The 25795-nt window shown below is 49.0% G+C and carries 19 protein-coding genes; 2 read left to right on the top strand and 17 right to left on the bottom strand.

The window, feature by feature from the left end:
* Positions 1-133: 133 nt before the first annotated feature.
* From B9D94_RS26910 to B9D94_RS26985, 16 genes are all read right to left on the bottom strand, one after another.
* Positions 134-6394: a 5'-nucleotidase C-terminal domain-containing protein gene (locus B9D94_RS26910; RefSeq protein WP_148248423.1), complete on the bottom strand. Its 6261-nt coding sequence runs from the start codon at positions 6392-6394 to the stop codon at positions 134-136.
* A 182-nt stretch (positions 6395-6576) separates the two neighbouring features.
* Complete coding sequence (locus B9D94_RS26915) at positions 6577-7530, bottom strand: ABC transporter permease (protein WP_006207705.1); 954 nt, start codon at positions 7528-7530, stop codon at positions 6577-6579.
* Between the two features lie 6 nt (positions 7531-7536).
* Positions 7537-8592: an ABC transporter permease gene (locus tag B9D94_RS26920; RefSeq protein ID WP_006207704.1), complete on the bottom strand. Its 1056-nt coding sequence runs from the start codon at positions 8590-8592 to the stop codon at positions 7537-7539.
* Positions 8585-10117, bottom strand: coding sequence for an ABC transporter ATP-binding protein (locus tag B9D94_RS26925; RefSeq protein ID WP_148248424.1), 1533 nt, complete (start codon positions 10115-10117; stop codon positions 8585-8587). The genes B9D94_RS26920 and B9D94_RS26925 overlap by 8 nt, the downstream gene beginning before the upstream one ends.
* Before the next feature lie 397 nt (positions 10118-10514).
* Positions 10515-11627, bottom strand: a complete 1113-nt coding sequence (locus B9D94_RS26930) for a BMP family lipoprotein (RefSeq protein WP_006207702.1) — start codon at positions 11625-11627, stop codon at positions 10515-10517.
* 525 nt (positions 11628-12152) lie between these two features.
* The gene (locus B9D94_RS26935; RefSeq protein WP_006207700.1) at positions 12153-12341 is read right to left on the bottom strand and encodes a hypothetical protein; all 189 of its coding nucleotides are present in this window, start codon (positions 12339-12341) and stop codon (positions 12153-12155) included.
* Between the two features lie 444 nt (positions 12342-12785).
* On the bottom strand, positions 12786-13805 hold the full coding sequence (locus B9D94_RS26940) for an SPFH domain-containing protein (protein WP_006207699.1): 1020 nt from the start codon (positions 13803-13805) through the stop codon (positions 12786-12788).
* Positions 13806-13826: 21 nt separating this feature from the next.
* Complete coding sequence (locus B9D94_RS26945; protein ID WP_148248425.1) at positions 13827-14627, bottom strand: TPM domain-containing protein; 801 nt, start codon at positions 14625-14627, stop codon at positions 13827-13829.
* Positions 14624-15655 carry a TFIIB-type zinc ribbon-containing protein gene (locus tag B9D94_RS26950; protein ID WP_036636408.1) on the bottom strand — a complete coding sequence of 344 codons (1032 nt, stop codon included), beginning with the start codon at positions 15653-15655 and terminating at the stop codon, positions 14624-14626. The genes B9D94_RS26945 and B9D94_RS26950 overlap by 4 nt, the downstream gene beginning before the upstream one ends.
* Positions 15656-15682: 27 nt before the next feature.
* On the bottom strand, positions 15683-16384 hold the full coding sequence (locus B9D94_RS26955; protein ID WP_172964080.1) for a PspA/IM30 family protein: 702 nt from the start codon (positions 16382-16384) through the stop codon (positions 15683-15685).
* Between the two features lie 160 nt (positions 16385-16544).
* A complete protein-coding gene (locus tag B9D94_RS26960) occupies positions 16545-16991 on the bottom strand; it encodes an Hsp20/alpha crystallin family protein (protein ID WP_148248870.1) in 447 nt (148 codons plus the stop codon).
* A gap of 257 nt (positions 16992-17248) precedes the next feature.
* Complete coding sequence (locus B9D94_RS26965; protein ID WP_006207694.1) at positions 17249-17476, bottom strand: helix-turn-helix domain-containing protein; 228 nt, start codon at positions 17474-17476, stop codon at positions 17249-17251.
* Positions 17477-17553: 77 nt separating this feature from the next.
* The gene (locus B9D94_RS26970; protein ID WP_006207693.1) at positions 17554-17796 is read right to left on the bottom strand and encodes a cold-shock protein; all 243 of its coding nucleotides are present in this window, start codon (positions 17794-17796) and stop codon (positions 17554-17556) included.
* Between the two features lie 107 nt (positions 17797-17903).
* A complete protein-coding gene (locus B9D94_RS26975; RefSeq protein ID WP_006207692.1) occupies positions 17904-18104 on the bottom strand; it encodes a cold-shock protein in 201 nt (66 codons plus the stop codon).
* 324 nt (positions 18105-18428) lie between these two features.
* On the bottom strand, positions 18429-21215 hold the full coding sequence (locus B9D94_RS26980) for a glycoside hydrolase family 3 C-terminal domain-containing protein (protein ID WP_148248426.1): 2787 nt from the start codon (positions 21213-21215) through the stop codon (positions 18429-18431).
* A gap of 463 nt (positions 21216-21678) precedes the next feature.
* Positions 21679-21948, bottom strand: coding sequence for a hypothetical protein (locus tag B9D94_RS26985; protein ID WP_148248427.1), 270 nt, complete (start codon positions 21946-21948; stop codon positions 21679-21681).
* Positions 21949-22293: 345 nt separating this feature from the next.
* Here B9D94_RS26985 and B9D94_RS26990 point away from each other — a divergent pair, with 345 nt between their 5' ends.
* A complete protein-coding gene (locus B9D94_RS26990; protein WP_006207689.1) occupies positions 22294-22779 on the top strand; it encodes an RNA polymerase sigma factor in 486 nt (161 codons plus the stop codon).
* Positions 22776-23387, top strand: coding sequence for a zf-HC2 domain-containing protein (locus B9D94_RS26995; RefSeq protein ID WP_148248428.1), 612 nt, complete (start codon positions 22776-22778; stop codon positions 23385-23387). The genes B9D94_RS26990 and B9D94_RS26995 overlap by 4 nt, the downstream gene beginning before the upstream one ends.
* A gap of 189 nt (positions 23388-23576) precedes the next feature.
* Here B9D94_RS26995 and B9D94_RS27000 read toward each other — a convergent pair whose 3' ends face one another.
* Positions 23577-25598: a fructose-specific PTS transporter subunit EIIC gene (locus B9D94_RS27000; RefSeq protein ID WP_148248429.1), complete on the bottom strand. Its 2022-nt coding sequence runs from the start codon at positions 25596-25598 to the stop codon at positions 23577-23579.
* Between the last annotated feature and the right edge of the window lie 197 nt (positions 25599-25795).

Here is a 25795-nt window from a genome sequence, read left to right on the forward strand (position 1 = left end):
TTTTGCTTTTACGAACTAAAAAAAAGAGCTGCCCCTCAGGGGCAGCTCTTTCTCGCCAACCAATATCTCCGCTTATTGGAACACGAACACTGATGTGAACATCCAATCTCCATAAGCCGCATGCACTGCATGTTTATTTTACATACGTCAAATCCTGAATCATGCGATGAAGCACAGCGGCGCTTTCGGCTCGGGTTGCGCTGGACTGAGGATTGAAGCGCAGCTTCGGATCCCCGTTCAGAATACCAAGACCCGCCAATTCATATACAGCTGCCTGCGACCATGCGCTGATCGAGGACGCGTCGGCGAATTGGGCTTTTGCCGCGTCTGCCTGATGGTATCCGGCATAGTCCATAGCTTTGTATACCATCAGCGCCATCTGTTCGCGTGTAATGTCCCGATTCGGCTTAAAGTTGCCGTCCAAATATCCGGTTATGATGCCGGCATCGGCTGCCGCCTGGATCTCACCGGCATACCAGTCGGATAACGCAATATCCTGGAAAGCCACTGCCTTAGCGTCGGCCGTGAGGCCCAGCGCCCGGACTACCAGTGCCGCGAATTCGGCTCGGGTTATCGGAGCATTCGGAACAAAGTTCTGCTCTGAACGTCCGGTCACGATCATGTTGGCTGCAAGGGATTCAACGTCTCCCTTGGACCAATGTGTCTCCATATCCTGGAACGTTACCGGGTTCAGAAGGACCAGATACGTGCTGTTCGTTTGACTGTAAATATCGATTCGTTGACCATTCACCTTGAACGGCACCGGCGTGTATCCACTGCCTGTTCCGTCAACCCGAACAACCGCAATTTCGGAGGAACGATAGGTCTTGGCAACATTCAGGGACCGCTTCACATACGATTGGAACTTATCCAGCGTGATGGTTTTGCCGCTGCCGGACGTTGCGGTTACCGTGTAGCTTACGGCTTGCAGCGCATCATGTCCTTTGGAGACTGCCGATTTAAGAGCATTCGAATCCACGGCAAGTTGAATGACCAGCTGGATACTGTTTATATCCGATCCAGCTTGAGTTGCCAGAGCCTGCAGGTTGATCTCCCGCTTCGGAAGCTCGTAGCTTCCGTATGGAGTGACCACGTTCAGCACTTGAGCGCTTGATTGATCAAGCCATGCCCGCAGCGCTTCATTCTCAATCGTAATGGATGAAGACTCTATAGGCTGCGCACTTGTAACCTCAATGGTGACTTTCCCGTCTGAAGGCAGCTTCAACGCTTCCTTCATGGCCGCTCCGGTTACGGAGCCTGCTGCCGCGCCATTCTCCACTTTAACCGGAACCTTCACCTTGCCTGGTTCCGCCGGTGTCGTCGTGCCAGGGTTTGTAGAATTCACTGGAGGCGTCGTTGGCCCTGGAGTTCCAGGCGTGCCCGGGTTCCCAGGGTTGCCTGTTCCAGGCTCTCCCGGCCCACCAGGAAGCGGCGCTCCTTTCAGGTCTGTAATCCGACCCTCGACGGCCGAAGTCTTGTCCGTGATGGTGCCTACTTTTTTCACGTAATTCGAGAATACCTCATAGTCAGGCATATAGAGCAGGTTCACGCGCCCTTCCAAATATGCCTTTTCGAGCGAAGCGTAGAAATCGCCGCCCTTAGCAGTAAATGCATTTGTCGCTACCTCATATGATTTGTTCATATCAATCGGCTCGTAGCCGTTCTTGCCTTTCACCTCGATACGCAGTACGCGCGATCCAACCGGTTTGGTTGAATCGTAGATAAACTTCATGCCCGCAATATGCGGGAAGCGTCCATCCTCGGCCGGGGTTTTGGAAACCCCGTTCTCCATCGCTTCTTTAAGCTCGGAGCCCGTCAGCGTGATGGTGACGAGATCATTGTTAAACGGCAGGACGGTCATTACGTCACCCATCGTAACTTTACCGGCTCCAATCGAATCGCGAATTCCGCCGCCATTCTGCAAGGCAATGACCGCATTCGTTCCGGCTGCTTGCGCCGCATCCAGCATTCCGTCCGCGATGAGATTTCCGAGATTCGTTTCCTTCGTTCGCACATCGGCGCGGACGCCGTTCAGTTTCACTTCCGTTGTACCAACCTCGGTTTGTTTTAACTGATCTACGCCAGGTTTGTACTTGGCATTCAAAATGGCAAGTGCTTCTGTATCCGGCTGAATGACATACTCGCCTTTGCTGTTTTTCTCGTCAACTGAAATGAGGCGGCTGTTCCACTCCTGCAGAACGCCCTCGTTGTCAAATACGACCTCCAGCTGGCCTAAGAATTGGCCTTTTTCACCTGTCTGCACGATCAGTTTCGGCTCGCTGTCCGAACGGTCTACAACCGCCTGATCCAGCTTGGTATGACTATGACCGCCCACGATGATGTCGATGCCTTCAACTTGCTTCGCCAGGTTGACATCCACGTCATAACCGAGGTGCGACAGCACAACGATTTTGTTGATGCCTTCATTCTTCAGCATCGCGACGGTGTCTTTTGCCTTTTGCACCGCATCATCAAAGGTAACGTCTCCAGGGGAAGCGATGTTTGCCGTGTCTTCGGTCGTAAGACCGATCAAGCCGACCTGCTCACCGTCTACCTCCATGATGATGGCCGGGTAGATGGTTGCATCCTTGGCATCCCGGGCTACTTCATTCTTGAACTTTTGGCTTAATATAGCATCGGCTGAGAAATTCACGTTCGATGAAACAAACGGGAACTTCGCATGCTCAATGAAATCATTCAGTACTTCGGATCCTTTATCGAATTCATGATTCCCGAAGGTCATAGCATCATATTGAACCATATTCATGAACTCCAGATCCGCAAGTCCCAAGTATTGGTTGAAATAGAGTGTACCGGAGAATACATCCCCCGCATCCACGAGCAGTGGATTGACCGCATGCGCTCTCGCCTCTTTAATTGCCGTGACCCGGCGAGCAACGTTGTTCGGAGAGCTTGTGGTATCCAGATTGGCATGCGTGTCATTGGTATGCAGGATCGTAAGCGGGAACCCGTTAGCGGCCTCTCCTTGCAAATCGATCTGCGCGACAACCGGATCATGATCCGATACGCGGCCCTTAGAAGCCGGGAAATCGGCGTTCAGGTGCACTACATCGACTTGCGTAGAACGGGTCAGGTTCTTGCTGACCAGAATATGATCCAGCACCTGCGAATTTCCGTCATACGTGTACGTATACTGCTCTTTCAGCGGCAGCGTATCAATCAAGTTATCTAATTCATTCCCTTTCAAAATCGTTGCCGTCTGCGTAAATTGGAAATCATTCAAATCGCCCAGAACAACAACGTTTGCGTCCGGATTTGCGGTTACCACGCTCTTAACAAATCCGTTAACGACAGCCGCGATCTGATGGCGCTGCGCTTCGCTGGAGAGAACCGGCGGCTGCGTATTGCCAAATGGTCCCTGGTCCCCGGATTTCGAGTTAAAATGATTCGCAATCACAATCACTTTCTCGCCCCGGAATTCAAACTGCGCGGCCAGCGGCTTGCGTGAGGCATTAAATGCAGGATTCTGCGGATCAATTCTGCCTGGATTATAGGTCAGCTGATCCTTAGCTGCATCATAGGCCACGGAATCCGTGGAAGAGCCTTTTTTGTTGTTTACACTGTCCGATAATTGAACACGGTCCGGGTTGTAGAGGAATCCGACCCGAATGTTGGCTCCCGGCGCTCCCCCGTCATTATTATTAACCGGATCAATGTCGGTAAAGCTGTAGGTTGGGCCTCCCGCTGCCTTAATGGCTTTAATCAGAGCATCGTAGCTTAAGTCTGCTGCGGTGGTTCCATTGTTCTGCTCACCGTTGTTGTCCTGCACTTCTACAAGCCCGATAATATCCGGGGACTTGATGCTGCTAACAATCGACTCGGCCAGCTTGTTGATTTTGCTGGAGCCTACGCCCGGATAGAAGTTCTCGATATTATATGTCGCCACCCGAAGCTGCTCGGCATTCACATCAATGGTAGATACCTCTTGTTGAAATGGGCTGCTGTTAATTGCAGGCAATTCGCCTTTGCCCGGAATCACCTTGAAATTGCCGCTGTTGTATCCGATCACACCGATCACATCATCAGCAAACGTATCCCCGGTGCTTACTTCCTGTCCTGGATTGCCATAGGCAATAATAAGGCGCTGCGGATTGAAATTCCCTTGCTCTTTCAGAACGAGACCGCCAGCCGGCGTAATCACATCTGCTATATGATTTTCCACGCGGGTCGCGATATTGTACGTTCCGCTGCTTGTCCAGTACGGACTAATGATGGTTGGCTGCGGAAGTCTGACCCGCATACCCTCCAGGGACTCATAGAAATCGATAGCGTCTTCCTGCGGCTCGAATGCTGTCATCCCGTCGTTATCGATAATGGCAGCCGGAATCGGACGTCCACCCTTACCTAAAGTAACAGGCTCCGGCAGTGGTTGACCCTGATCCAGATTCTTCAAGGATTGCAGCTCAATTTGAGTCGATGTCAGATTGCTTGAGCTTCCTTCGTTAAATTCGGCCACTTTACCGGTGACGCTGACCAAATCTCCGATCTGAGGCCGGCTTGGGTCCGTAGAATACACAAAGATCGCATCAGAGGTATTCGGATTGGAATCCGGCTTCGGATCCTGAATATAAAAACCTTTGATGTTGCCGTTAGAGAAAGTATAGCCGTACTGCGTGACAACACCCTCGATATCTTTTACGGTTTGACCGTTGTAAGGCGAGGCATGGGTTTCCCCCTGAATGTCCGCAATGCGCGGCTGCTGTGTAGCCTTGTAGGCAAATTCGTATACCTTGCTCACATCCACACCAGAAACAACAATCGCTTTGATAGTCGTATCACGGTCAATTGGAATTGGCGAGCTGTACTGCGTGCTGGATGTCGTTGGAACCGATCCGTCCAGCGTATAATAAATGTTTGCACCTTGCGTAGGGCTGGACAGCGTTACCTTTCCGCCGGTAACAATCGGTCCGGCACCCGGGCTCGCCATCACAGAGAATAACTCTTCGATTAAGGCATCCTCACCCAGGGGGATCAGTTCATAAATACTTCCGAACTGCTTCACCACACCCGTAACGCGGCTGAACGATTTAACTGTCTTCAGCTTGGACAAGCCGGAATAGATAATGAATTCATGCCCGCCCTGTTCGGCTGTATACTCACCCGGCTTGTTCTCCGACTTGATGGTTACATCCTCCAGGGAGACGAGCCTTGCTTCGTATGTCTCTCCTGTTGCTGGAGACAGATCAGCCCCGGTGATTGGGAGAGCCTGCGGCAATCCCACTTGGGTGCCCGTTACGCTGTTCGGCAGCAAGGCGTGTGGTTTAATCTCCTGAAGATTGTTGTAAATCTCCATCACGCCTGCCACACTGACCCGGTCGCCAACACCAGCATTCAGCGGGTAGTCATAAAGCACGATACCGGCCGCGTCGTCTTGAATATAGGTTTCTCTGCCTTCGATATGCGTAATGATGCCTTCCGTCCACACATGCTCGCCTTTTGCCTTGCTGCGGGCTTCCGTAACGGATTTCTGCGTTAAAACATCGTATTGGAACGAGGTTACCGGTCCATCCGGTTGGCCGTCCTGGGCTGCGTACGCATCCACTCGTGTTGGCTCGTTGATCACAATTGGGTTATTGATGAGCTGGAAGCCGGACCCATTCCCGCCGGACAAGTACACATCCGCATAGACGGAAGCTCCCACCGTAGGAGGACTTAGCGTAATCTCCGTTCCGGCTGGCCAAGCATTCGGTCCTGGATTAGCCGTTACCAGGCCAAGTCCATTCCCCGGATTGACCGGTGTTGCAGGAGCTGCACTGTTACGCGGATCCGGCGTCGCAACGATAAAATCCGCTGCATTGTTATCCGTATCAAGACCACGATCCGATTGACCAGTGGTCAATTCTTTGCGAATTGCTGCCGTGCCGTTGGACAAAGCTGCCGTTGGATTCGTTTCAGATTCTATTGCAGTTGATCCATAACCAATGAGATCGATACGATCTCCCGCCGCATTCACCAGATCCACGATTCCGTTGCTGCCGCTTAAATTAAGCGATCCTAGAACATCGGGTGTCGGCAGAGCATTCCCTGTTGTGCCACCACTCTGTTGGACTAATAGATAGGTATAAGGCTCCATAATGCCGTTTAAAGAGGTTGTACCGTTAAATGCACCCGAGGCTGCGCTGGCATAACGTACCTTCCAGCCTGTGAGGTCAACTGGACTGCCCGTTGGATTGAACAGCTCGATAAAATCATTCTTATATTGCGCTCCGCTGTTTCCCCCTCCCCCGTATACCTGGCTGATGACAACCTGATCATTGTGGGGAGCAGCCTCCGCAACCTTCACGGGACTGAAAGGAACAAGGATACTCAGGAGCATCACGATGGCCAAAAGCATGCTGAGATGCTTTTGGTACTTATGTAATCGAATGTGCATTCAGGTTTTTCACTCCTCTATTCTATCAAATTTTGTAGCCTTATTAACTATATATAACAGATATGTTTGGGGAGTTCTAACATAAAGTATGCCCTATGTAAAAAAACCTCCGATAGACCTAACCCATAATCTGGGTAAGCATATCAGAGGTTCTACTTATGTTACATTTCCTTGCGTATACGTTACCGTTTACCTGAATCGAACGGCTCCCCTACCGCCTTCGGCGCATTCGAGGATTTGGAGAAAATAACCAAAGCGATTAGTGTCACCACATAAGGGAAAATCTTAAGAATAACCGGTGGGAACACCGCCAGCGATGGAATGACCTGCGATACGTTGGCTACCGTCGTGGCAAACCCGAAGAACAAGGTCGCCAGCAGGATGCCAAGCGGCTTCCATTGTCCGAAGATGAGCGAAGCCAAGGCAAGGAACCCTAGTCCCGCAACGTTCCCCGTAAATTCGCCAGAATACGTCAACAGGATAACAGCTCCCCCAAGCCCGGAAAAAGCCCCCGAGATCATGACGCCGACATACCGCATGGACTGGACTTTAATCCCTGCTGCTTCCGCCGCATGCGGATGTTCACCGCAGGACCGAAGTCGCAGGCCGAACGGTGTTCTGTACAATGCCAGTGCACTGAGCACCAGCACCAACAGAACTAACCAGGTCGTAGCATAGGTTTTAGTAAAAAATAAATCTCCGATGATCGGTATCTTCGACAGCCAAGGCACATCGAACGGCGCGAAACCATTCGTGATGCTGATCTTGCCGCTGCCCGTGATGTTGCGGGCCAGGAAAATCGTCAAGGCGCCTGCAATCATGTTGATCGCCGTTCCGCTTATGATCTGGTTGGCACTGAGGTTAATGCTGGCAAAGGCATGCAGCAGAGAGAACAGCGCACTCGCTGCGGCCGCTGCCAACAGCCCTACCCATAATACCCACGATTGGCCGGGCCATTGCGCCTGCATTTTGAAAATAACAAAAGCTCCGATGAAAGAACCGACAATCATCAACCCGTCAAGGCCGATATTCACGACTCCGCTTCGTTCACTGAACAGCGCGCCCAAGGCGGTAATCAAAAGCGGGATCGTGTAAGCGATGGCATACGGAAAAATCTGTTCAATCGTTGTCCACATATGTCCTTACTCCCCCTGCTTTTTATTTGCCGCACGACGCAGCTTCAATTTGCGGTAAAGACGTTCGATCAAGATGCTGGTTGCTGCAAAATAGATAATAATAGCGATGATCGAATCGGCAATCTCCGGCGGAATCTCCGTCATGGCATTCATAAACCCTCTGCCCGAGTAGAGAATCCCGAAGAACAAGGCCGACACCAATACGCCGAGCGGCGCGTTAATTCCGAGCAGGGCAACAGCGATGCCGTCGAATCCCTGGCTTGGCAGCACGCCGATCTGCATGCTGGATGCATTCCCAGCATATTGCGCAACGCCGGCAAGGCCCGCGAGCCCCCCGGAGATGAACATGGACAGGACGATGCTGCGTTTTACGGCAATCCCCGCATATTCGGACGCATGGCGGTTGAACCCAACTGCCTTCAGCTCATATCCCAGCGTCGTTTTGTTAATCAGGAAAGCAACAATCAATACGGCGATGACCGCGATAAAAAAGCCCAGATTGACATAGGAGCCTTGGAACATATCGCTGAGCCACTGCTGATGCAGCATCGCATCCGGCGGAAGCTGGCGAGATTCCGTCTCCAGGCTTGTCCCTTTGAAATAAGCTGGAATGACATAATAAACGGTCCAGTAGGCCGTCCAGTTCATCATGATGGTGGACACGACCTCATGCACGTTATATTTGGCCTTCAAAAAACCGGGAACGACCGCCCATAGCGCACCGCCGATAAACCCGGCCAGCACCATCACCAACAGGAGCAGGGCACGCGGCAGATCCAGCGAGAGACCAACTGCCGTCGCGCAAAAGCCGCCGAACAGCATTTGTCCCGCTGCACCGATATTAAACAGTCCGGTACGGAAGGCAAAGGCTACCGACAAACCGGTCAGAATAAGCGGAGTTGCCGTCGCCAGCGTATTTCCGATCCTCTCCGGGTTCTTGAGCCCACCCTGGATGAGATACTTATACCCTTCTACCGGATTATGACCGGTCAGCGCCATAAGCAGTGCCCCCGCGATGAGTCCGAACAGGACGGCAAGCAACGATTTTACGCTGTTATTCATGTGGTGCCTCCTCTTTTTGATACCCGGCCATCATCAGCCCGAGCTCTCTTTCGTTCGTTTCGGAGGTTTTGACGATACCTACCAGTTCACCGTTATTTATAACGGCAATCCGGTCCGACAAGTTCAGCACTTCATCAAGCTCCAGGGAAACCAGCAGAACGGCCTTCCCTTTATCACGCTGTTCGATCAGACGACGGTGAATGTATTCAATCGAGCCTACGTCAAGGCCGCGGGTCGGCTGGACCGCAATGAGCAGATCGGGATCACGTTCAACCTCGCGTCCGATAATCGCTTTTTGCTGGTTGCCCCCGGACATTGAACGCACGATCGACCGGCCGCCCGTTCCTGACCGTACATCAAAGCTCTGGATGATATGCTCCGCATGCTTGCGAATCGCAGCAGGCTGAAGCAGGCCATTCTTGGAGTAAGGAGGCTTGTTATACACCTCGAGAATCAGATTCTCTTCGATTGTATAGTCCAGAACAAGTCCTCTTTTTTGGCGATCCTCCGGGATATGACCGATCCCGCTCTCATTCCGCTGACGGACAGATAGGCCGTTCAACGCTTTGCCGTTCAGGTTTACCGTTCCACTCTCCGCTTGCCGAAGACCGGTGATGGCTTCGATCAGTTCGGATTGGCCATTGCCATCCACGCCCGCAATGCCCACAATCTCTCCGGCATGCAGATCCAGGCTAAAGCCTTTGAGTGCATCAACCTTCTTGCTGTTTTTCACTGTGAGCGACTGAATTCGAAGAACGGTTTTACCCGGGCTGCTCTCCTGCTTGTCTACCTTGAAGGAGACGCTGCGGCCCACCATCATTTCGGCCATGGCCTCGCGGCTGGTGTCCGCGACATCGACGGTGCCGATTGTTTTGCCCCGGCGGATGACGGTACAGCGGTCCGCAACCGCTTTAATTTCTTTCAATTTATGCGTGATCAGAATGATCGATTTGCCTTCCTTGACCAAATTTCTCATGATGCCCTGCAGATCTTCGATTTCCTGCGGCGTCAGCACCGCGGTTGGCTCGTCAAATATGAGTACTTCCGCATCGCGGTACAGCATTTTGAGAATTTCTACCCGCTGCTGCATACCTACCGAGATATCCTCGATTTTGGCGTAAGGGTCTACGTTGAGGCCGTATCGTTTGGACAATTCCTCCACCCGCTTGGCAGCGGATTTTACATCCAGGCCAAAGTAATATTTGCGCGTCTCACTGCCCAGAATAATATTCTCGGTCACTGTGAACGGGTCGACCAATTTAAAATGCTGATGCACCATCCCGATTCCGAGTTTATTTGCCACATTCGGATTGGAAATCCGCACTTCCTTGCCGTTGACCTTGATCGTGCCACGGTCAGGCTGATACATGCCGAACAGGATACTCATCAGGGTTGACTTGCCCGCTCCGTTTTCCCCAAGCAGAGCATGAATCTCGCCCTTCTTCAGCCTGATCGTGATATCGTCATTGGCCACAATCCCCGGAAATTCCTTGCGGATGCCCACCATCTCGACAACATAGTCCATGGTTTAGGGTCCTCTCCTTCTTCTTGGTTAAATATCTTCTGTGTTCAAAAATTGCTAAAAAAAACGCGGATCGACTCACTTCCAAACAGCCAGAACGCAGTTAAATAGTTCTGATTCTATTCAATATCAGGATGCAATCGCTTGCGCCGGTGATACGGTCTGATACCTAAAATAGCCCCACAAAGTGGAGCCTATGCTTCGATGCTTGTTCCAAATACTTTGCGGGGGCCCCAAAACATATAAATGCGATTACAGAATTGCTTACGCTTCGCTGAAATAACTTATTATTTCTAATACCTTAAAAAAAGACGGAAGGGAATCCGTCTTTTTTTCATGCGGTATCGCTGCTTTTCAAGTAAGTCTATCCACGCTCTGCTAATGCTCTTGTTGTCTTGAATTACTTAATCAATTCGCCTTGCTCTCCGGCTACTTTAATTTCCCCGGCTTTGATCTTGTTGAACACATCATCCACTTGCTTGAGGATGTCTTCGCTCAGGTTCGGGTTCTTCTCAGGAAGACCGACACCGTCATTGGTAGCATCCAGTGTGAGTGTTTGTCCACCTGGGAATTTACCTTCGGTTTCCGCTTTGATCATATCGTAAGCCGCTTGGTCAATTTTCTTAACAGCGGAAGTCAGAACGACGGACTTGTCGCCTTCGTAAACGCCATCTTGATACTGGTCAACGTCAACGCCAACGATCCAAACGTCTTTGCCGTTCTGAACGCGGGTCTTCGCTTCGTTAATCGCACCAACACCTACGCCGCCAGCTGCCGCGAAAATGACATTGACACCGCGGTCATACATTTGAGCCGCCAATTGGTTACCTGCTGCAACATCGTCGAAAGTTCCTTGGTATACCACGTTTTCTTTGTTAATAACCAATTTTGTTCCGAGATTATCGTTCGCATAAGTCACACCTTGCTGGAAGCCCCAGTTGAACTTCTGTACAGGCGGAATTTCCATGCCGCCGATAAATCCGGCTTGTCCATCCTTCACATGAAGCGCAGTCGCTACGCCAGCCAGGAAGCCAGCTTCATGCTCAGCGAAGAAGATCGATACCGTATTTTCTTTAACTACCGGGGCTGCGCCTTCTTCTCCTGAATGAGGCGTTCCGTCGATAATAACGAATTTAGCGTCTGTATACTTGTCCTGTGCTTTGAACACGGCTGTTTCAAATTTGAAACCCGGGGTTACGATAAATTTAAATCCGGCATCGTACAGGTTTCCGATCTCTTTGGTGTAGTCAGCTTCTGTTGTTCCTGCAGGCTTCAGGTATTTATACTCCATTTTGAAGTCCTCATTGGCCTTCACAATGCCCTCATATGTTCCCTGGTTAAACGACTTGTCATCAATGGTTCCCGCGTCCGTAACCATACCAACCTTAAAGTTCGCTTTAGGTGCGTCTCCTCCTGCACCGCCGCTTGGTTCTGTAGCTGGTTTGTCGCCGCAACCTGCCAGCATTGTGACAGATAACGCCAAACTGATTAAAGATATGACCCCTTTTTTCATTAAGGATAACCCTCCTAGGTATATATGCCCGAATACTAGATTCGTGCTATTTACAATATATTAATAAAACAGACCCTTTTCAACATAAATTTGGGGGATTCTGTCAAACTGCATCTGTGCCGCGGTGAAACGTTTAAGACATGTTTTATCCCAATTTTAGAAGACTTAGGTAACCGCTCTCAACACGATGTTGATATAACGGTTTTTATAGATAACACGGGGGTTACAGGTGATGTGATACACAAAGCGAGGAGGATATAATATCAACTAAACTTCGAAAAAAATAAATAGACTTTATTCTACCACATTTGTATTTGGGCTTGTTTGTTATGGCTGCGTTAAGTATTAAGGCCTACTGTTTACATTCTGTTCTTGTACAAAAATACAGGTCGTCGGAATGAGACACATTACCAAAACTCCTACTTCCATTCCTTTCGTCACCCGCAAGCTTCCATATCCTGAAAGAAAGCACCTCGGCAAGGTGCTTGAGCAGGATGTCATCCATCCTGTAGCTTGAATTATTATTCATTTACGGCGAACTTTCATCATGCGGTTATACATGACAAATGCGGCAATAATCATCGCAATAAAACCGAGATTGCTCGCCGACTCCGGCGACATGCCGAACACCGCAGCCAGGTTCGAAACCAAGCCGTTCGTAAGCAGCGCAACCGCAATCAGCATGATCGGACGCCACACATTATACCTTCTCATCCTCGAAACACCCCTAAGCCAGTTTCGCAAGCAGAATACCAGAACATCAGAATACCTGAGATCATAGACTATTAGCTGTCATTATACCATGAATAAGAATGCGTTTACATTAATAATTAGATTCATAGGGGAATTTATGAGTCGATTGATTCAATAACAAATCCAAAGTCAAAAAAGAATCGGAGCCGGGATGAGAACGAAATTTCGAGAAAGCTGCTTCATTTGAAAAAGATATTTTATATAGAAGAAACAGCAATTGATTTGTAGAACAAACACCTAATTATAGTAAAACGAACAGCCCCCCGCTCCTTTGAGCGGGGGGCTGTTTTCATGAAGTAATCGATAATTCGCTGGCTCCAGCCAACACTAGTATCATGAAGTAACGAGTCTGAAACTGCTCAGCGTAACCATATGTTGTGCGGCTATTTCAAGTTAGAGCGAAACTCAGCCCAGCTTATGTCCACAATTCGGACAGAAATTCGCCCCTTCGTTCTTCGCGCCGCAGTTCGGGCAGAAGTTAGGCTTCTTATTGCCTTCGGAGGAAGATGAAGCCGCAGTTGACGCAGATTTCTCCTTCTCAGCTGGTGGCTGCTGGTTTTGGTTTTGGCTCTGGCTCTGGTTTTGGTTCATATTTTTCATCATCTCATTGGCCATGTTCATGCCCATCATCATACCCGCCATATCCGAAGCAGCGCCGCCGCCCTGCACCTTGCCAGATGCGATACCGTCGGTCATGCTGACCTGCTGGTACTTTTGCAGATTGCCAATCATTTCATGGGAAGCCGTCTTCGTAATCATATCCTGAATTTCCTTCGGATAATTGAAGCTCATCACCTGGAAGCCGGTGATTGTCATCCCGTTGTCCATCACCTGCATATCCAGATCTTCACGAATCCCTTGTGCAATATCCGCGGCATTCGCCTGCAGATTGAACATATCCTTGCCTTCTCGACTGATCCACTTCATCAGCAGTTGATCGAGCACCGACGTAATCCGGATCTTCACATCCTCTACAAGGTAACTCTCTTTCATGCCGGCAATTTTGTCGATCAGTGTAACATAATCGGTCACTTTGAAATTGAACGTGCCGTTGGCACGAATTGGCATACCCCCGGGCAGCTGGGGAGTCGGGATCAGAACCGGATTCTGCGTCCCCCACCTGACGGTGAATTCCTTGGTGTTAACGAATAACACCTCCACGCGCATGCCGCTGTTAAAGCCGAATTTAAACCCTTTTAACGTGGACAGGAATGGAATGATATCCGAGTCAATGCTGTATACCCCTTCATCCTCGAAGATCCCTTCGATCTTGCCGTTATTTACAAATATTGCGTCTTGCCCGGAGCGAATGACCAGCTTGCTTCCTTTTTTGATCTCCCGGTTGCTCCATTTCCAGAAAATCATGTCATCTCTAAACTCTTCCCATTCCACGACATTGGAGAATTGGTTCTTAAAAAATCCCATCTATACAATCCATCCCTTCCATTAAAATTTCCCGCTGCTGCTGCTGTGCGAATGCCCACCCCTGGTGACGCCTCCGCCTCCTCCGCCACCCGAACCTCCGCCCGTGTTGCGCTCAATCTTCCGCTTCGTTGTTGTTGTTCGAATGTATCGGTCCTGATGATCCATGATTCCCGATGTGCTGGCATCCTCATAGGTTCGACGGTTGACCGTCACACGGCCGCCGGAGCGGTAAGCCATGATGCCTACGGCAATTGCGCCGATGGCAGCGGCACTGCCAAGTTGGAACCAAATGTTAAACAGGACATTATCCGGGTTCACACCAGGCTCAAAGCCCATATAGCGGTGAGCGGTTTTGATGTATTTTTCAAAAGCCTGTTTATAATCACCATTCGATAAATCGGGTGTAATCTTGCTGCGTATTTTCGTAAGCCTGCCGGAGTCCAGATACTTCTCAGCCTTATAATAACCTTCCAAATGCACGTTCCGAGTACCATCACGAGCACTCATGACCATGGTCAAAATGACGGTATTGCCGTGCGGCTTGTCATACCCGGGTGCATACTCATCGTAAAAATTTTCCGTCCATAACTCATAATCGTCATTGGGAACGCTGTTAACCGTAAGGATCATAAAGTCCGTCTCGCGCTTTGCGCCGTACTCATTCGCCATTGCATTCAGCTCATTGCGTTCTTCCGGACTGAGCAGATTCGCTTCATCGAAGATCAACGGTTTCATATCCTCTGCTGCCACCGCACCGGCGGGAACCATCCAATATACAGCCAGTAAGAATAAGACCGCCCATAACGTATATCGTCTTCTCACAGGAACCCTCCCCCCATCGCCCAGGAGATTAGCTTCAATGATAGCAAGGAGACGCCAGAAATGCCTGCAAACCATGCAGCCACCTTGGCTTTGCTGATCGGCGGTTTGCCGACGACCTTACCCGTCTGACCATTCATCGCAAAGGTATGCTCGGATTTATTGTAGTCATAGTGAACCATCCATACCGGAAGCAGCACATAATCGGCTTGTTTTAAAGTTGTATCGATCTGTTTGTTGGTGTAACTCACGGTTGTATAACCTGACACCGCTGTCGAAATATAGGAATCAATGTAGGAGCTGATTTTTTCTTTGGCGCGTGGATAGAGCTGCTCGTCGTTCTGACTGTATTTCTCCGCTATGTAACCGGCAAGATACGGCGTCTTGAACTCCTTCAGCTGCTGATAGGGAAATGGCTCCAGCTTATCCATCAACTCATCGTTCATCTTCTCCGAAGCGTCAATTGGCACCTTCACATAGTTCAGGCGAATTTTCCGATAGATATCAAAATGCTGCGTTTCCGTGTACTGATAATCGCCTCTCGTGTAGGTTCTCACCTTCGTACCGCGGGCATGAACCTCGACCCGGTTATGCAGTTCATACAACCAGAAGGGCACATACATCCCCGTAATGCCCTTGATGCGATCCGCGGTCATAAACCCGCCTGGCGTCAGCAGGCCGTTTCTGCACCATTTCTTGAAAGCCTTCATGGCCTCTTCCTTCGTAATCGAAAAAGGGATCACCATCACCGGAGCCAAATTACCGCTCAATCGATCGCTGAGCACAACGGCCGAACCGCAGAAGCTGCAGGTCGTTGCACTTGTCTCCGGTTCGGTCACGATGACAGCCCCGCAGCTGTTGCAATGATACTCCTTCACCTCGTCCTCGATAAAAACCTGCTTCTTCAGGGGATCCGGGATTTGCTCGATATTGTCTTTTCTACCGCAGCTTGGGCAGGATAACATCCCTGTATTACCGTCAAAAACCATGCCACTGCCGCAATTGGGGCATTTGTATTCAATAACCGGCATCTGCTCACCTCAATAACAAAGAAATGGTTAGTCCTTCTTATTCAGCTTTTCCTTCATGGCTTCCAGTTCATCCTCGGCATGGGGAGCCTTGGTTGAACCGGCTACGCCCTTCTCCATGTTCTTCTCCAATTCGGCGATCAGATCATCCAGATCATCTTCCTTAGCACCCGCACGAAGCTCAGCCAAGGCGATCGCTTCATCCAGCGCGCGGCTCGCCTTCTCTTCCATCGAATGAAAGGCTGAATTCGCGCCACCCGAGGAAGAGCGGGAATTTAATTCCTGCTGAGCCTTGGCAGCGGTCATTTTCCCTTTCAGCTCGGCATGGCGTGCTTCCAGCTGGCTCATATCCGATACAAGTTTATCCTGCATTCGCTTCATATTCGCGGCGTTTGAGGAAGCGGCATCATATGCAGCCTGCAAATCGTCCAGCTTCTCAGCCTGCACCGCTTTTCTCTGCAGGAACTTCAAGGCATCGTCCTCGTTCCCCGCTTCCACAGCCTTCTCCGCATATCGCTGCAGCTTCTTGATCTCGGCGCTGCACTCATCAAGCGCCCGCTTTGCCCTGCGCTCATCCGATAGCACGGAGGCCGTCTCCGCTTTCACCTTGCCCAGATCACTGCTCAAGCTCCGCATATAAGTATCCACTGTTTTCTCCGGATCTTCGGTCCGTTCCAACAATGAATTCACGTTGACCTTCATAATATCCTTAAACCTCGATAAGATTCCCATCATGAGTTTCCCCCTCGAAAAGTTTACATTTACCCTATAATACCCTATGTACCGACAAAAGGTTTCATTTGCCGAAATTCGATGGAATATATGTAAATTTATAACTATTAATTACAGAAAAGAACCCCCCGACCCTAAGGATCGGAGGGTTCGTATAGGATTAGATATCATCCCGAATCTGGATGCGTTTCTTACCGGAGTTAGGCTGCTTCGGTATTTCAAGCTTAAGCACCCCATCCTTCAGCAATGCCGAGATTTGGTCCTCCGCAATCTGCTGAACGTAAAATCTGCGGACATACTCGCCATAACGGCGTTCCTTCCGGACGATGTGCTGGTCCGTATCCTCTACGCTGTGATCTTCCTTGCGAACGGCTTTGATCGTTAAGTAAGGGTCAGCGTAGCTGATTTCGATGTCTTCTTTTTGGAAACCGGGCAGCTCCGCCTCAACCAGATAAGCCTGCTCACTCTCTTTAATGTCCGTCTTGAAGGACATCATCGAGCCCTTAAACGGCGCAAACACGTCATCATTAAAGGCATCATGAAACGACTTCACCAGCTGACCGAAGGCATCTTCTCTGCGCTTCCCAAAAGGAATCAATTCAAACATCATCTATTTCCCCTTTCTTTGACCTTATTTGACCTTACGCCTTTATTATATGCCGGGAGAACGTAGATGCCAAAACCGATTTAGAAGGAAAACAGACCAAAATAACGCGTTTTCAGCCATTTTACGTGGGTAATTTAGTTTGATCTTTTCGTTTGACCTTTTTTGATCTTCGGACTTATTCACTCTGGATTCATTTCTCATTAAGCAGCGTGAAATTAAAGAAAAGGACATCCCTGAGGATGCCCTTCCATATCGGCTTATCGTTTCTTCATAATCTGATCGATTTCACTCTTCAACAAAAGGTATCGATGCACGCTTCGCATGATCGGAACTTTGGTTAGCTTATTCTGATCGACATAGCTTTTCATTTGATCCTTAGACAGACCTAACAAATTACCTGCTTCAGAAACGGTTAATACCACTTCGTTGCTTGTCGCATTAAACGTTTTCTTCACCTTTAGATTCCAATCCTCGAATACCTGCATGAGATTCTCAACCTTTCTTATACTTAACTAATGAAACGAACAAACCATCTTCTATCGGAATTGCAGGAGCCTGCCTCTTACGATTTAGTATCCTTGCGCTGATTCTTGCGGTAAAGTTTGATTTGCTGATCGGACGAAACGAGTATCGGCAAAATCTTATTGCTGCTGACCATGGACGACGCGCACTGTGAACAAACGGGAACTTCCTTGAACGAGAAGCTGTCTCGAATCCAACCGTTGCACCCTTCCTTCGTACAGGACCAAATGGCGGTCAACTCTTCTGGCAAATTTTCCAGTGGTCTATTCCAAGAGTAAGACATTGAATTTCCCCCTTAGCTACATTTTTAACGCCCTCATTGCCCTTTTACAAAGCTTGCCTTTTATAAAAAAATCCCCAAACGATACGTTTGGGGATCCTTTCAGAAATCTACAGTTTTACAACGTTCTCGGCTTGCTGTCCGCGGTTACCTTGGACTACGTTAAATTCAACGCGTTGTCCTTCGTCCAGCGACTTGAAACCGTCACCTGTGATCGCACTAAAGTGTACGAATACGTCTTCTCCACCTTCAACCTCGATGAAGCCAAATCCTTTTTCTGCGTTAAACCATTTCACTGTTCCTGTTTGCATAGAAACACCTCCTAAATTTATATGATTTTCTCATTTTGGTTAAAAAACAAAAAATTCACATATTGAACAAGGTTAATAATCAAAATAATAACCCTCTGCAATATGTGAATCCCAGGTCAAAATCCCAATAAACTCATTATACCCCAAGGGTCAGGAAATAGCAAATGATAAATCATTTCCAATAACATCTGCACAATTAACGTAAATAAATAAGGTAAACATCGTTTTAAAGATGAAGAAGAAGCCCGCTCCTCGAGCGGACTTCTAAATATTTCACAAAGACAATGGCATACAGATCATGCAGCGTTTTACCAACGATGCTGTCTAAACCCGTTTAAATTCAATCCAATCGATCTGTAGGCCAGGTTTGACAAAATCCAGCTTCATCTCATAATTACCGGCCTCCAACCGGACTTTGACGAGCTTCTGTTTGATCCATCTGCCGTCCGTGCCGTTCGTTTGAATCGTTGTCACCGGCTGATCATTCAGCGTCACGTTGCACGCGCTTTGCGCCAGCTCGGATTCCGGCGACATGATGCGTACAATGATGCGGTATTCGCCAGGCTCCTCCACGTTCACATAAGTCGATCCGCCTGCGGCAGGCTTCACCTGCATATTCCCGGATAAGGTCTGAGCCTGTTCCGGCGAGAGGGAACGATTGGATTTAAAAGCACCAACGGCCTCCTCCTTCACCTGTTTCCTGGAGAATACCGGAGCGTGCATCAGAAATTCGCATATGTTCATCGCGCTGCGCTGCAGCTCCCCACGGGTAAGCGTACTATTTTCGAGGGATTCCAGCGTATTGTCTTCCCACGCATTGATTTCCGCGCCATAGTTCATGACCACCATGTACAGATCATTTTGCGCCCGGATCATCCAGTTCGTATTTTTTCGATCAGCTGGACCCCCGTTTACCACATCATTCATAATGGCCCACCAGTCGGTCATCACAATGCCTTGAAAACCCCACTCCCCGCGCAGGATCGTAGTATTCAGATCATAATTGGATGCTGCCCAGTGCCCGTTAATCGGGTTATAGGAGGTCATGATGCAGTTCGCCCCGCCCTGCTTCACCGCAATTTCGAAGCCTTTCAAATAAATCTCGCGAAGGGCTCGTTCGGACACAATCGCATCCACCTTACTCCGATGTTTTTCCTGGTTATTGCAGGCAAAATGCTTCAGGGTAGCGTTGGAGCCGCCCTTTATAATCCCGCGCGTGCACGCCGCAGCAAATGCCCCGGAGATCAGCGGATCTTCCGAGAAATATTCGAAGTTTCGTCCATTCAGCGGACTCCGCCGAATGTTCAGTCCCGGTCCAAGCAGCGCATCAATGTTGTAACTGAGCAGTTCCCGGCCTTCCATAACATACAGCTCTTCGACCAGTTCCGTATTCCAGGTCGCTGCGAGCAGTGTGCCAATCGCAACCTGTGTGGCCTGCTGTCCGCTGTCCATCCGAATCCCGGACGGGCCATCCGCCGTACAAGCCACCGGAATTCCGTAGTCGAGCAAGCTGTCGCTTAACCCGCCGAATGCGGAGGCCGTTCCCGCTGTCACCAGCGGGCTGCTCATGCCCTCCCCTCTGACAATCACCGCGAGATCCTGGTCGCTAAGCTGAGCGACAAAGTCCTCCATGCTGGCTTTGCCCTCATAAACATCTCTCAATTTATAGCCTTTATTTTCGGTTTGCTCCAAGGCAGCGGGCAGATTATGCTGGATCCGGTCCGCCATGGATACCTTGCGCTGCGGAACTTCCTCGAAGATCAGTTCATAGGAGCCGTCATCCTTGCGGGCACCCGGCTTCATTCTTGTGAAGCTTTCCGTTGGCGCCATGGCTTCCTGAAGCTGCTCCACCACTCGAAGCGTATCCACCACGTAGCCGCTGTGACCCTCCATACCGATGGGCTCCACGCTTCTCACGCTGGTTCCCACGTACAAGTTATAGATCCCGGCTTCTAACACATACGCGGAAGGCTGCCCCGTCACACCGGCATCATCATAAGAAGCCATTGCATGAACCGGGAAGCTGATCGTAAGCTGCTGCGAATCGCCCGGTTGGAGCTCCCGCGTCTTACCGAATGCGGCCAACACTTTGGCGGGCTGACCCAGCTTTCCTTGCGGCGCTTCGTAATAAACCTGCAAGACCTCTTTACCTGCATAGGTGGACCCTGTATTTTTTACGTTTACACGGACTTCAATGGATTCTTCACTATCTTTGACCGTTCTCTTGGCTTCTTCAAGGGCAACTTCGAACTCGGTATAGGACAATCCGAAGCCGAACTCATACTGAACTTGGCCGGGTCGAAACGTTTCGAAAAAACGGTACCCTACATAAATGTCTTCCTGATACAGGTTCTTCTGTTCATTGCCATAGTTACGGGTGGATGGATAATCCTCGATTGAATAAGCAATGGTGTCGGTTAACTTCCCGCTAGGGGTCACCTCACCGACCAATACGTCCGCAATCGCGTTGCCACCTTCCATGCCACCGTGCCAAGCGTAAATGACACTGGAAATCGGGTGTGCGTAACCTTCATCATTCATCCAGCTCATATCAATAATGTTGGATACATTCAACACAACAACGGTCTTATCAAAATATGCTGTCACCTGCTTCAGCATCGCTTGTTCCTCTGCCGTTAACTGGTAGCTGCCGGACTCGTCGGCATTATCCTGGTCTTCTCCCGCGGTGCGGCCGATTACGACAATCGCTTTGTCGGATATATGTCTTGCTGCGGATACCAGTTCATCCGTTAGAGGCATTTCCTTCTGGTGCCACGGCTCAGCCGCCCAGCCACCACCGCCATTATCGAAGGGGTTCTGCTCAATCCACTGTTCATAGGCAGTTGCTAATTCCTCGTTAATCGCAATGCTTTTCTTATCCCGAAGTCCGTCAAGCAGATTCGTGGTATGGGAAACATGAACACTCCCTCCCGAACCGGTACCGCTGCGGTAATAGTTAATCTGCGTTCTGCCAAAAACGGATACGGTATCGTGTGCTTGAAGAGGAAGCACCTGTCCTTCATTCTGTAACAGTATGGCACCTTCGGCGGAGACTTTTCGGCTGAATTCAGCAAAGCCTTCCAAAGGAACTCCTAATCTCTCTGTGCTCAATAGATTCCCTCCTAATAAATAATCGACATCTATTCACTATCATAGTAACAAATTCTGTATATGAATATGTAAAAAACTCTTGTAAGGAAATTCTTATCCTATTTCTTGCAAATAAAATAATTACGATTGAATGGTGAAGCTGGTATACTTGAAGGTATAACGTTTATCTTGATTGGATTGGCACGCTTTTTTTGAGAATATAACTGCGAATGGATCTAGTACCTTAATATAATCTGCTTTCAATAAAAGGAGGCACTCCCTTGAAGATCATCTCCAGGCTGTTTTCTGAGTACTTGCTTATCCCCCGGCCTTTTCGGCTATTGATTTTATGGGGCTGGATTTTCCTCTTTTTTGCCATTGGCATTAAGCTCAATTGGTTTATTAACTTTTAACAACGTACAACCTCCATATTGGAGGTACGACAAAATACAACCATTAAGAATCCCATCTCCGATGGCGGAAATCACAACCCATTACTAAGAAATTGCAGGTAGTCTCCTGGTTCAGATAAAAATTCAATTGCTAAACCAGATATTCCTATTAAAACACCATACAGAATATGAACCTTTTTCTCGCTTAACTTTGTTTTTTCAAAGATAACAATTAATGATATAAGAATCACCAAATCAACAAGATTACTGGCACTACTTTCTTTAACAAAGTTAGATAAGAATAAAGAAACACCAAGAGCAAACAAAAACAACGGTATTCTTAAGGTGACCATTGTAATCATAAACTCCTTCCTTTCTGGGTGCTCAGTGTGCGGAAGCTGTTTCGATGGATTCGTCGGAAGCTAAACAAGCAAAAACCACCGTCTAAGGTTGGAGCCTGTTTACGGTGGTTTGTCGTTAGATGATTAAATTATGTCTCAAACGCACGCCGTGGGTTTCACAGCCTTTGATCCTGAACTTTAGAGTCTTCACCGTTCCCGCGGTGAGGGCTCTATTTCTATTATAGTTAGTAATACTACGACGCAATTACTCTTTGTAATCATATTTTTGCGTAAAACAAAAATATTCCTAAACCTGTTGTAACGTTTATCATGATTTACGGATATATAGTTTGGGGAGGTGAACAGATGCAAGACACCGATGAATTATACAGGGAATATTCGACCCAAGTATATAAATTCGTATTCAGTTTTTGCCACAATCACTTGCTGGCCGAAGAAATCACACAAGAAACTTTTTATAGAGCTATAAAATCCATACATAGATACGATGGAACCTGCAAAGTGTACGTGTGGCTTTGTCAGATAGCTAAGCATGTGTGGTACCAGGAGCTGGACAAGCAGAACAAGAGGAAGGCTGACCCGTTGGAAGACAGTTCCTTATCCGAATCCTCCCATTCCACAGAATCTCAGTTCATTCTGGCTCAAGAGAAAATGGACTTGTTCAAGCAGCTTCATTTACTGGATCCCCATACAAAAGAAGTCATGTATCTGCGCATGACCGGAGAATTCAGCTTTCGGGAAATCGGCGAAATTCTGGGCAGAGACGAAACGTGGGCCAGAGTTACCTTCTACAGAGGAAAACAAAAATTGATGAAAGGAAGAATGTCATGAAATGCGATATGGCTCGGGACTTGTTACCCTCCTATATTGAGAAACTAACTTCTTCGCACAGTAACGAAGAAATCGAAAAGCATCTGCAAACGTGCGAAGAATGCCTCCAGTATTACAAGGAAATGACCAAACCAACGGATCTCTCCGTGCCCGTCATGGATAAAGAAGAGGTTGAGAACATCAACTTTTTGAAAAAGGTGAAGCAAAAAAACAGAAAAACACTCCTTCTCTCTATCTTGGCGGTGCTCATATTGGTGGCTGCCATTATTAAGCTGTTTGCCATCGGCTTTACGGTGTCATCTCAGGATGTAGATATCGTTCATCAGAAAGTGAATGGTCGCCTGGAGGTACACCTATCTCTGAAGAAGAACGGCCAGGACTTGGTGTTCTCGGGCAATAGCAAATTTATCTATGATGAGAATGACAATGTAATCGGCTACGAAACTCGTTACACCCCTAAAGGCGTGCTTCATAATCCTTTTGATGATGTGGGCGATGAGATTATGCTGGGTACAGAGATGAACAACGATACGGATTATTCGAACACGTTTATTCTTCTATTCAAAGATAAAACCATGACGTTCATCGATGGCGTTCTGGTGGAATAGAATACATCGGATAACATCCGGTCACAGCCTATGCAAAATTAAAGCCAGTCCCGCTCATTTCTTGCGGGACTGGCTTATTGTAACTCCAGCGGTTCATCCATTATCCTTCAGCTATAAGTCTAGCTTCGTGGCTGCCGCCGAAACGAAACGCCCAACCAATCATTCGGTAAAGTCTCTGAGCTTCTTGAATTAATGCACCTGATCGAGCAATTGATAGGCTTGCTCCTTCGTTGTCACCGCCAATAGCGCTTCTCGGAAATCATCATCCATCAGCTTGCGGGACAGCATCTGCAGCACTTTCAAATGTGCATTCTGTTTACTATTCCGCGGCACGGCAATCATAAAGATCAGTTTGGCTTCACTGCCGTCCAGACTCTTCCAGTCCACACCATCCTGCTTGATACCAAAGACTACGCTTGGTTTCAGGACAGCATCCGATTTACCGTGAGGGATCGCAATATTCAGGCCGATGCCGGTGGAGCTTTCTTGTTCCCGGGCTAAAATGGCCTGTTTAAAATCTCCATCAGCGCGTACCGACCCGTTCCGCTCCAAGATCCCGATCATTTCGTCAATAACGGCATCCTGTGTCGTTCCAACCAGATTCAGATTTATAAGCTCCGGTGTTACAATATCCGTCAATTTCTCAACCCGAATAACAGGTGGTTCCGTTACTGTCCCCTTATTACTCTCGATCGAGGACACTTCAGCTGAGTTCCGAGCCAGAGGTACACCTGCACCTGCGTCTTCGTCTGCTGCCAATCCCTCACCTGATCCGGCAGGATTACCAGCCGCTCCTCCTCCAAAAGCTGCCGGCGTCACAGCTGCCACATCTTTCTTGAGCAGGCTTACCATCATCACCGATACGGCTGCGCCGACCATGACCGCGATGAAGAACATCAACACATTATCAACGGCACCAAGTACGGCTACAATCGGACCGCCATGGGCTACGCTGTCACCGACACTGCCAAACATCGCAATCACCGAACCTGTCATCGAACCGACCATGATACTCGGTATGACGCGCAGCGGATCTTGTGCAGCGAATGGAATCGCTCCTTCGGTAATACCGAACAGTCCCATCGTAAAGGTTGCCTTCCCAGCTTCACGTTCCGAAGGCGTAAATTTCCTTTTGTTCATCATGGCTGCCAGTCCCATCGCAATCGGAGGAACACAGATGGCAACGGCAATTTGGCCCATAATCTCATAATTTCCTTCACCGATCATAGCCGAGCCGAACAGGAACGCAACCTTATTCACGGGCCCACCCATGTCAAAAGAAATCATCGCGCCCAGAATAAGCGCTAACAGAATCGAACTTGTGCCCTGCATTCCCGCGAGCCATGCGGTCAACGCTTCGAACAGGTCCGCAACCGGAGCACCAATCACAAAGACGAAGATTAACCCTACAACCAGTGAAGCCAGCACCGGGATAACGATAATGGGCATAATCGGCTGCAACGACCGGGGAACCTTGATCTTTTTAATCGCAAGTGCAACATAACCTGCCAGGAAACCGGCAATGATCCCCCCGATGAATCCAGCTCCCGCTTCACTTCCGTAAAAGCTGCCGTTCGCAGCTATGAACCCGCCGACCATACCTGGTGCAAGGCCCGGCCTGTCCGCAATACTCATTGCGATAAATCCGGCCAGGATCGGAACCATGAAGGTAAACGCAGCCCCGCCGATACTCTCAATCGTTTTCCAGATCGAGCCTTCCGGTATAACCAGACCGCCCGGCGTCTTCACACCGCCCATCGTCAGTGCAATCGCAATGAGCAGCCCGCCGATCACGATAAACGGTACCATATAGGATACACCGTTCATCAAGTGACGGTAGATCGGATTTTGTTTCGGTTTGTTCTCTCCTGTATCTTCAACAGACTTGGACTGTGCCTGATAGACGGGCACATCCCCTCTCATCATCCGTTGGATCAGCTCTTCCGGGTGACGGATACCCTCCTGCACCCCAACAACAAGCAGTTTTTTACCCACAAACCGGTCTTTCACCACCGTTTTATCCGCTGCGATGATAATACCATCGGCTTCACGGATATCCTGCTCCGTGAATTGGTTCTCCACGCCAATGGAGCCCTGAGTCTCAACCTTCAGATCAACGCCCAGCTTCGCGCCTGCCTTCTGCAGATTCTCAGCGGCCATATACGTATGTGCAATTCCGTTAGGACATGAGGTAATCGCTAATATTTTCATGATCGTCATTCCCCTTCTTTCCTGTCATGTTCCCGCTTACATTTATAGTGTACACGCTGAAAACGCTGTTATCGGACGAACTTTTTACCGGAACTTCCGGAAAAACAGATTTATTTCGCAATAAAATATCCCGCAAAGTGGAGCCTATGCTACGCCGCTTATTCCAAATACTTGGCCGGGACCCGAAAAAAATGTAA

The sequence above is a fragment of the Paenibacillus sp. Cedars genome, from assembly GCF_003184205.1.
Classification (GTDB): domain Bacteria; phylum Bacillota; class Bacilli; order Paenibacillales; family Paenibacillaceae; genus Paenibacillus_AQ; species Paenibacillus_AQ glucanolyticus.

What these genes read in the sequence shown, in the direction of transcription:
- B9D94_RS26910 (WP_148248423.1), bottom strand. Translation starts at nt 6,394, where the DNA reads ATGCACATTCGATTACATAAGTACCAAAAGCATCTCAGCATGCTTTTG.
- B9D94_RS26915 (WP_006207705.1), bottom strand. Translation starts at nt 7,530, where the DNA reads ATGTGGACAACGATTGAACAGATTTTTCCGTATGCCATCGCTTACACG.
- B9D94_RS26920 (WP_006207704.1), bottom strand. Translation starts at nt 8,592, where the DNA reads ATGAATAACAGCGTAAAATCGTTGCTTGCCGTCCTGTTCGGACTCATC.
- B9D94_RS26925 (WP_148248424.1), bottom strand. Translation starts at nt 10,117, where the DNA reads ATGGACTATGTTGTCGAGATGGTGGGCATCCGCAAGGAATTTCCGGGG.
- B9D94_RS26930 (WP_006207702.1), bottom strand. Translation starts at nt 11,627, where the DNA reads ATGAAAAAAGGGGTCATATCTTTAATCAGTTTGGCGTTATCTGTCACA.
- B9D94_RS26935 (WP_006207700.1), bottom strand. Translation starts at nt 12,341, where the DNA reads ATGAGAAGGTATAATGTGTGGCGTCCGATCATGCTGATTGCGGTTGCG.
- B9D94_RS26940 (WP_006207699.1), bottom strand. Translation starts at nt 13,805, where the DNA reads ATGGGATTTTTTAAGAACCAATTCTCCAATGTCGTGGAATGGGAAGAG.
- B9D94_RS26950 (WP_036636408.1), bottom strand. Translation starts at nt 15,655, where the DNA reads ATGCCGGTTATTGAATACAAATGCCCCAATTGCGGCAGTGGCATGGTT.
- B9D94_RS26955 (WP_172964080.1), bottom strand. Translation starts at nt 16,384, where the DNA reads ATGGGAATCTTATCGAGGTTTAAGGATATTATGAAGGTCAACGTGAAT.
- B9D94_RS26960 (WP_148248870.1), bottom strand. Translation starts at nt 16,991, where the DNA reads ATGTTTGAATTGATTCCTTTTGGGAAGCGCAGAGAAGATGCCTTCGGT.
- B9D94_RS26965 (WP_006207694.1), bottom strand. Translation starts at nt 17,476, where the DNA reads ATGCAGGTATTCGAGGATTGGAATCTAAAGGTGAAGAAAACGTTTAAT.
- B9D94_RS26970 (WP_006207693.1), bottom strand. Translation starts at nt 17,796, where the DNA reads ATGTCTTACTCTTGGAATAGACCACTGGAAAATTTGCCAGAAGAGTTG.
- B9D94_RS26975 (WP_006207692.1), bottom strand. Translation starts at nt 18,104, where the DNA reads ATGCAAACAGGAACAGTGAAATGGTTTAACGCAGAAAAAGGATTTGGC.
- B9D94_RS26985 (WP_148248427.1), bottom strand. Translation starts at nt 21,948, where the DNA reads ATGATTACAATGGTCACCTTAAGAATACCGTTGTTTTTGTTTGCTCTT.
- B9D94_RS26990 (WP_006207689.1), top strand. Translation starts at nt 22,294, where the DNA reads ATGCAAGACACCGATGAATTATACAGGGAATATTCGACCCAAGTATAT.
- B9D94_RS26995 (WP_148248428.1), top strand. Translation starts at nt 22,776, where the DNA reads ATGAAATGCGATATGGCTCGGGACTTGTTACCCTCCTATATTGAGAAA.
- B9D94_RS27000 (WP_148248429.1), bottom strand. Translation starts at nt 25,598, where the DNA reads ATGAAAATATTAGCGATTACCTCATGTCCTAACGGAATTGCACATACG.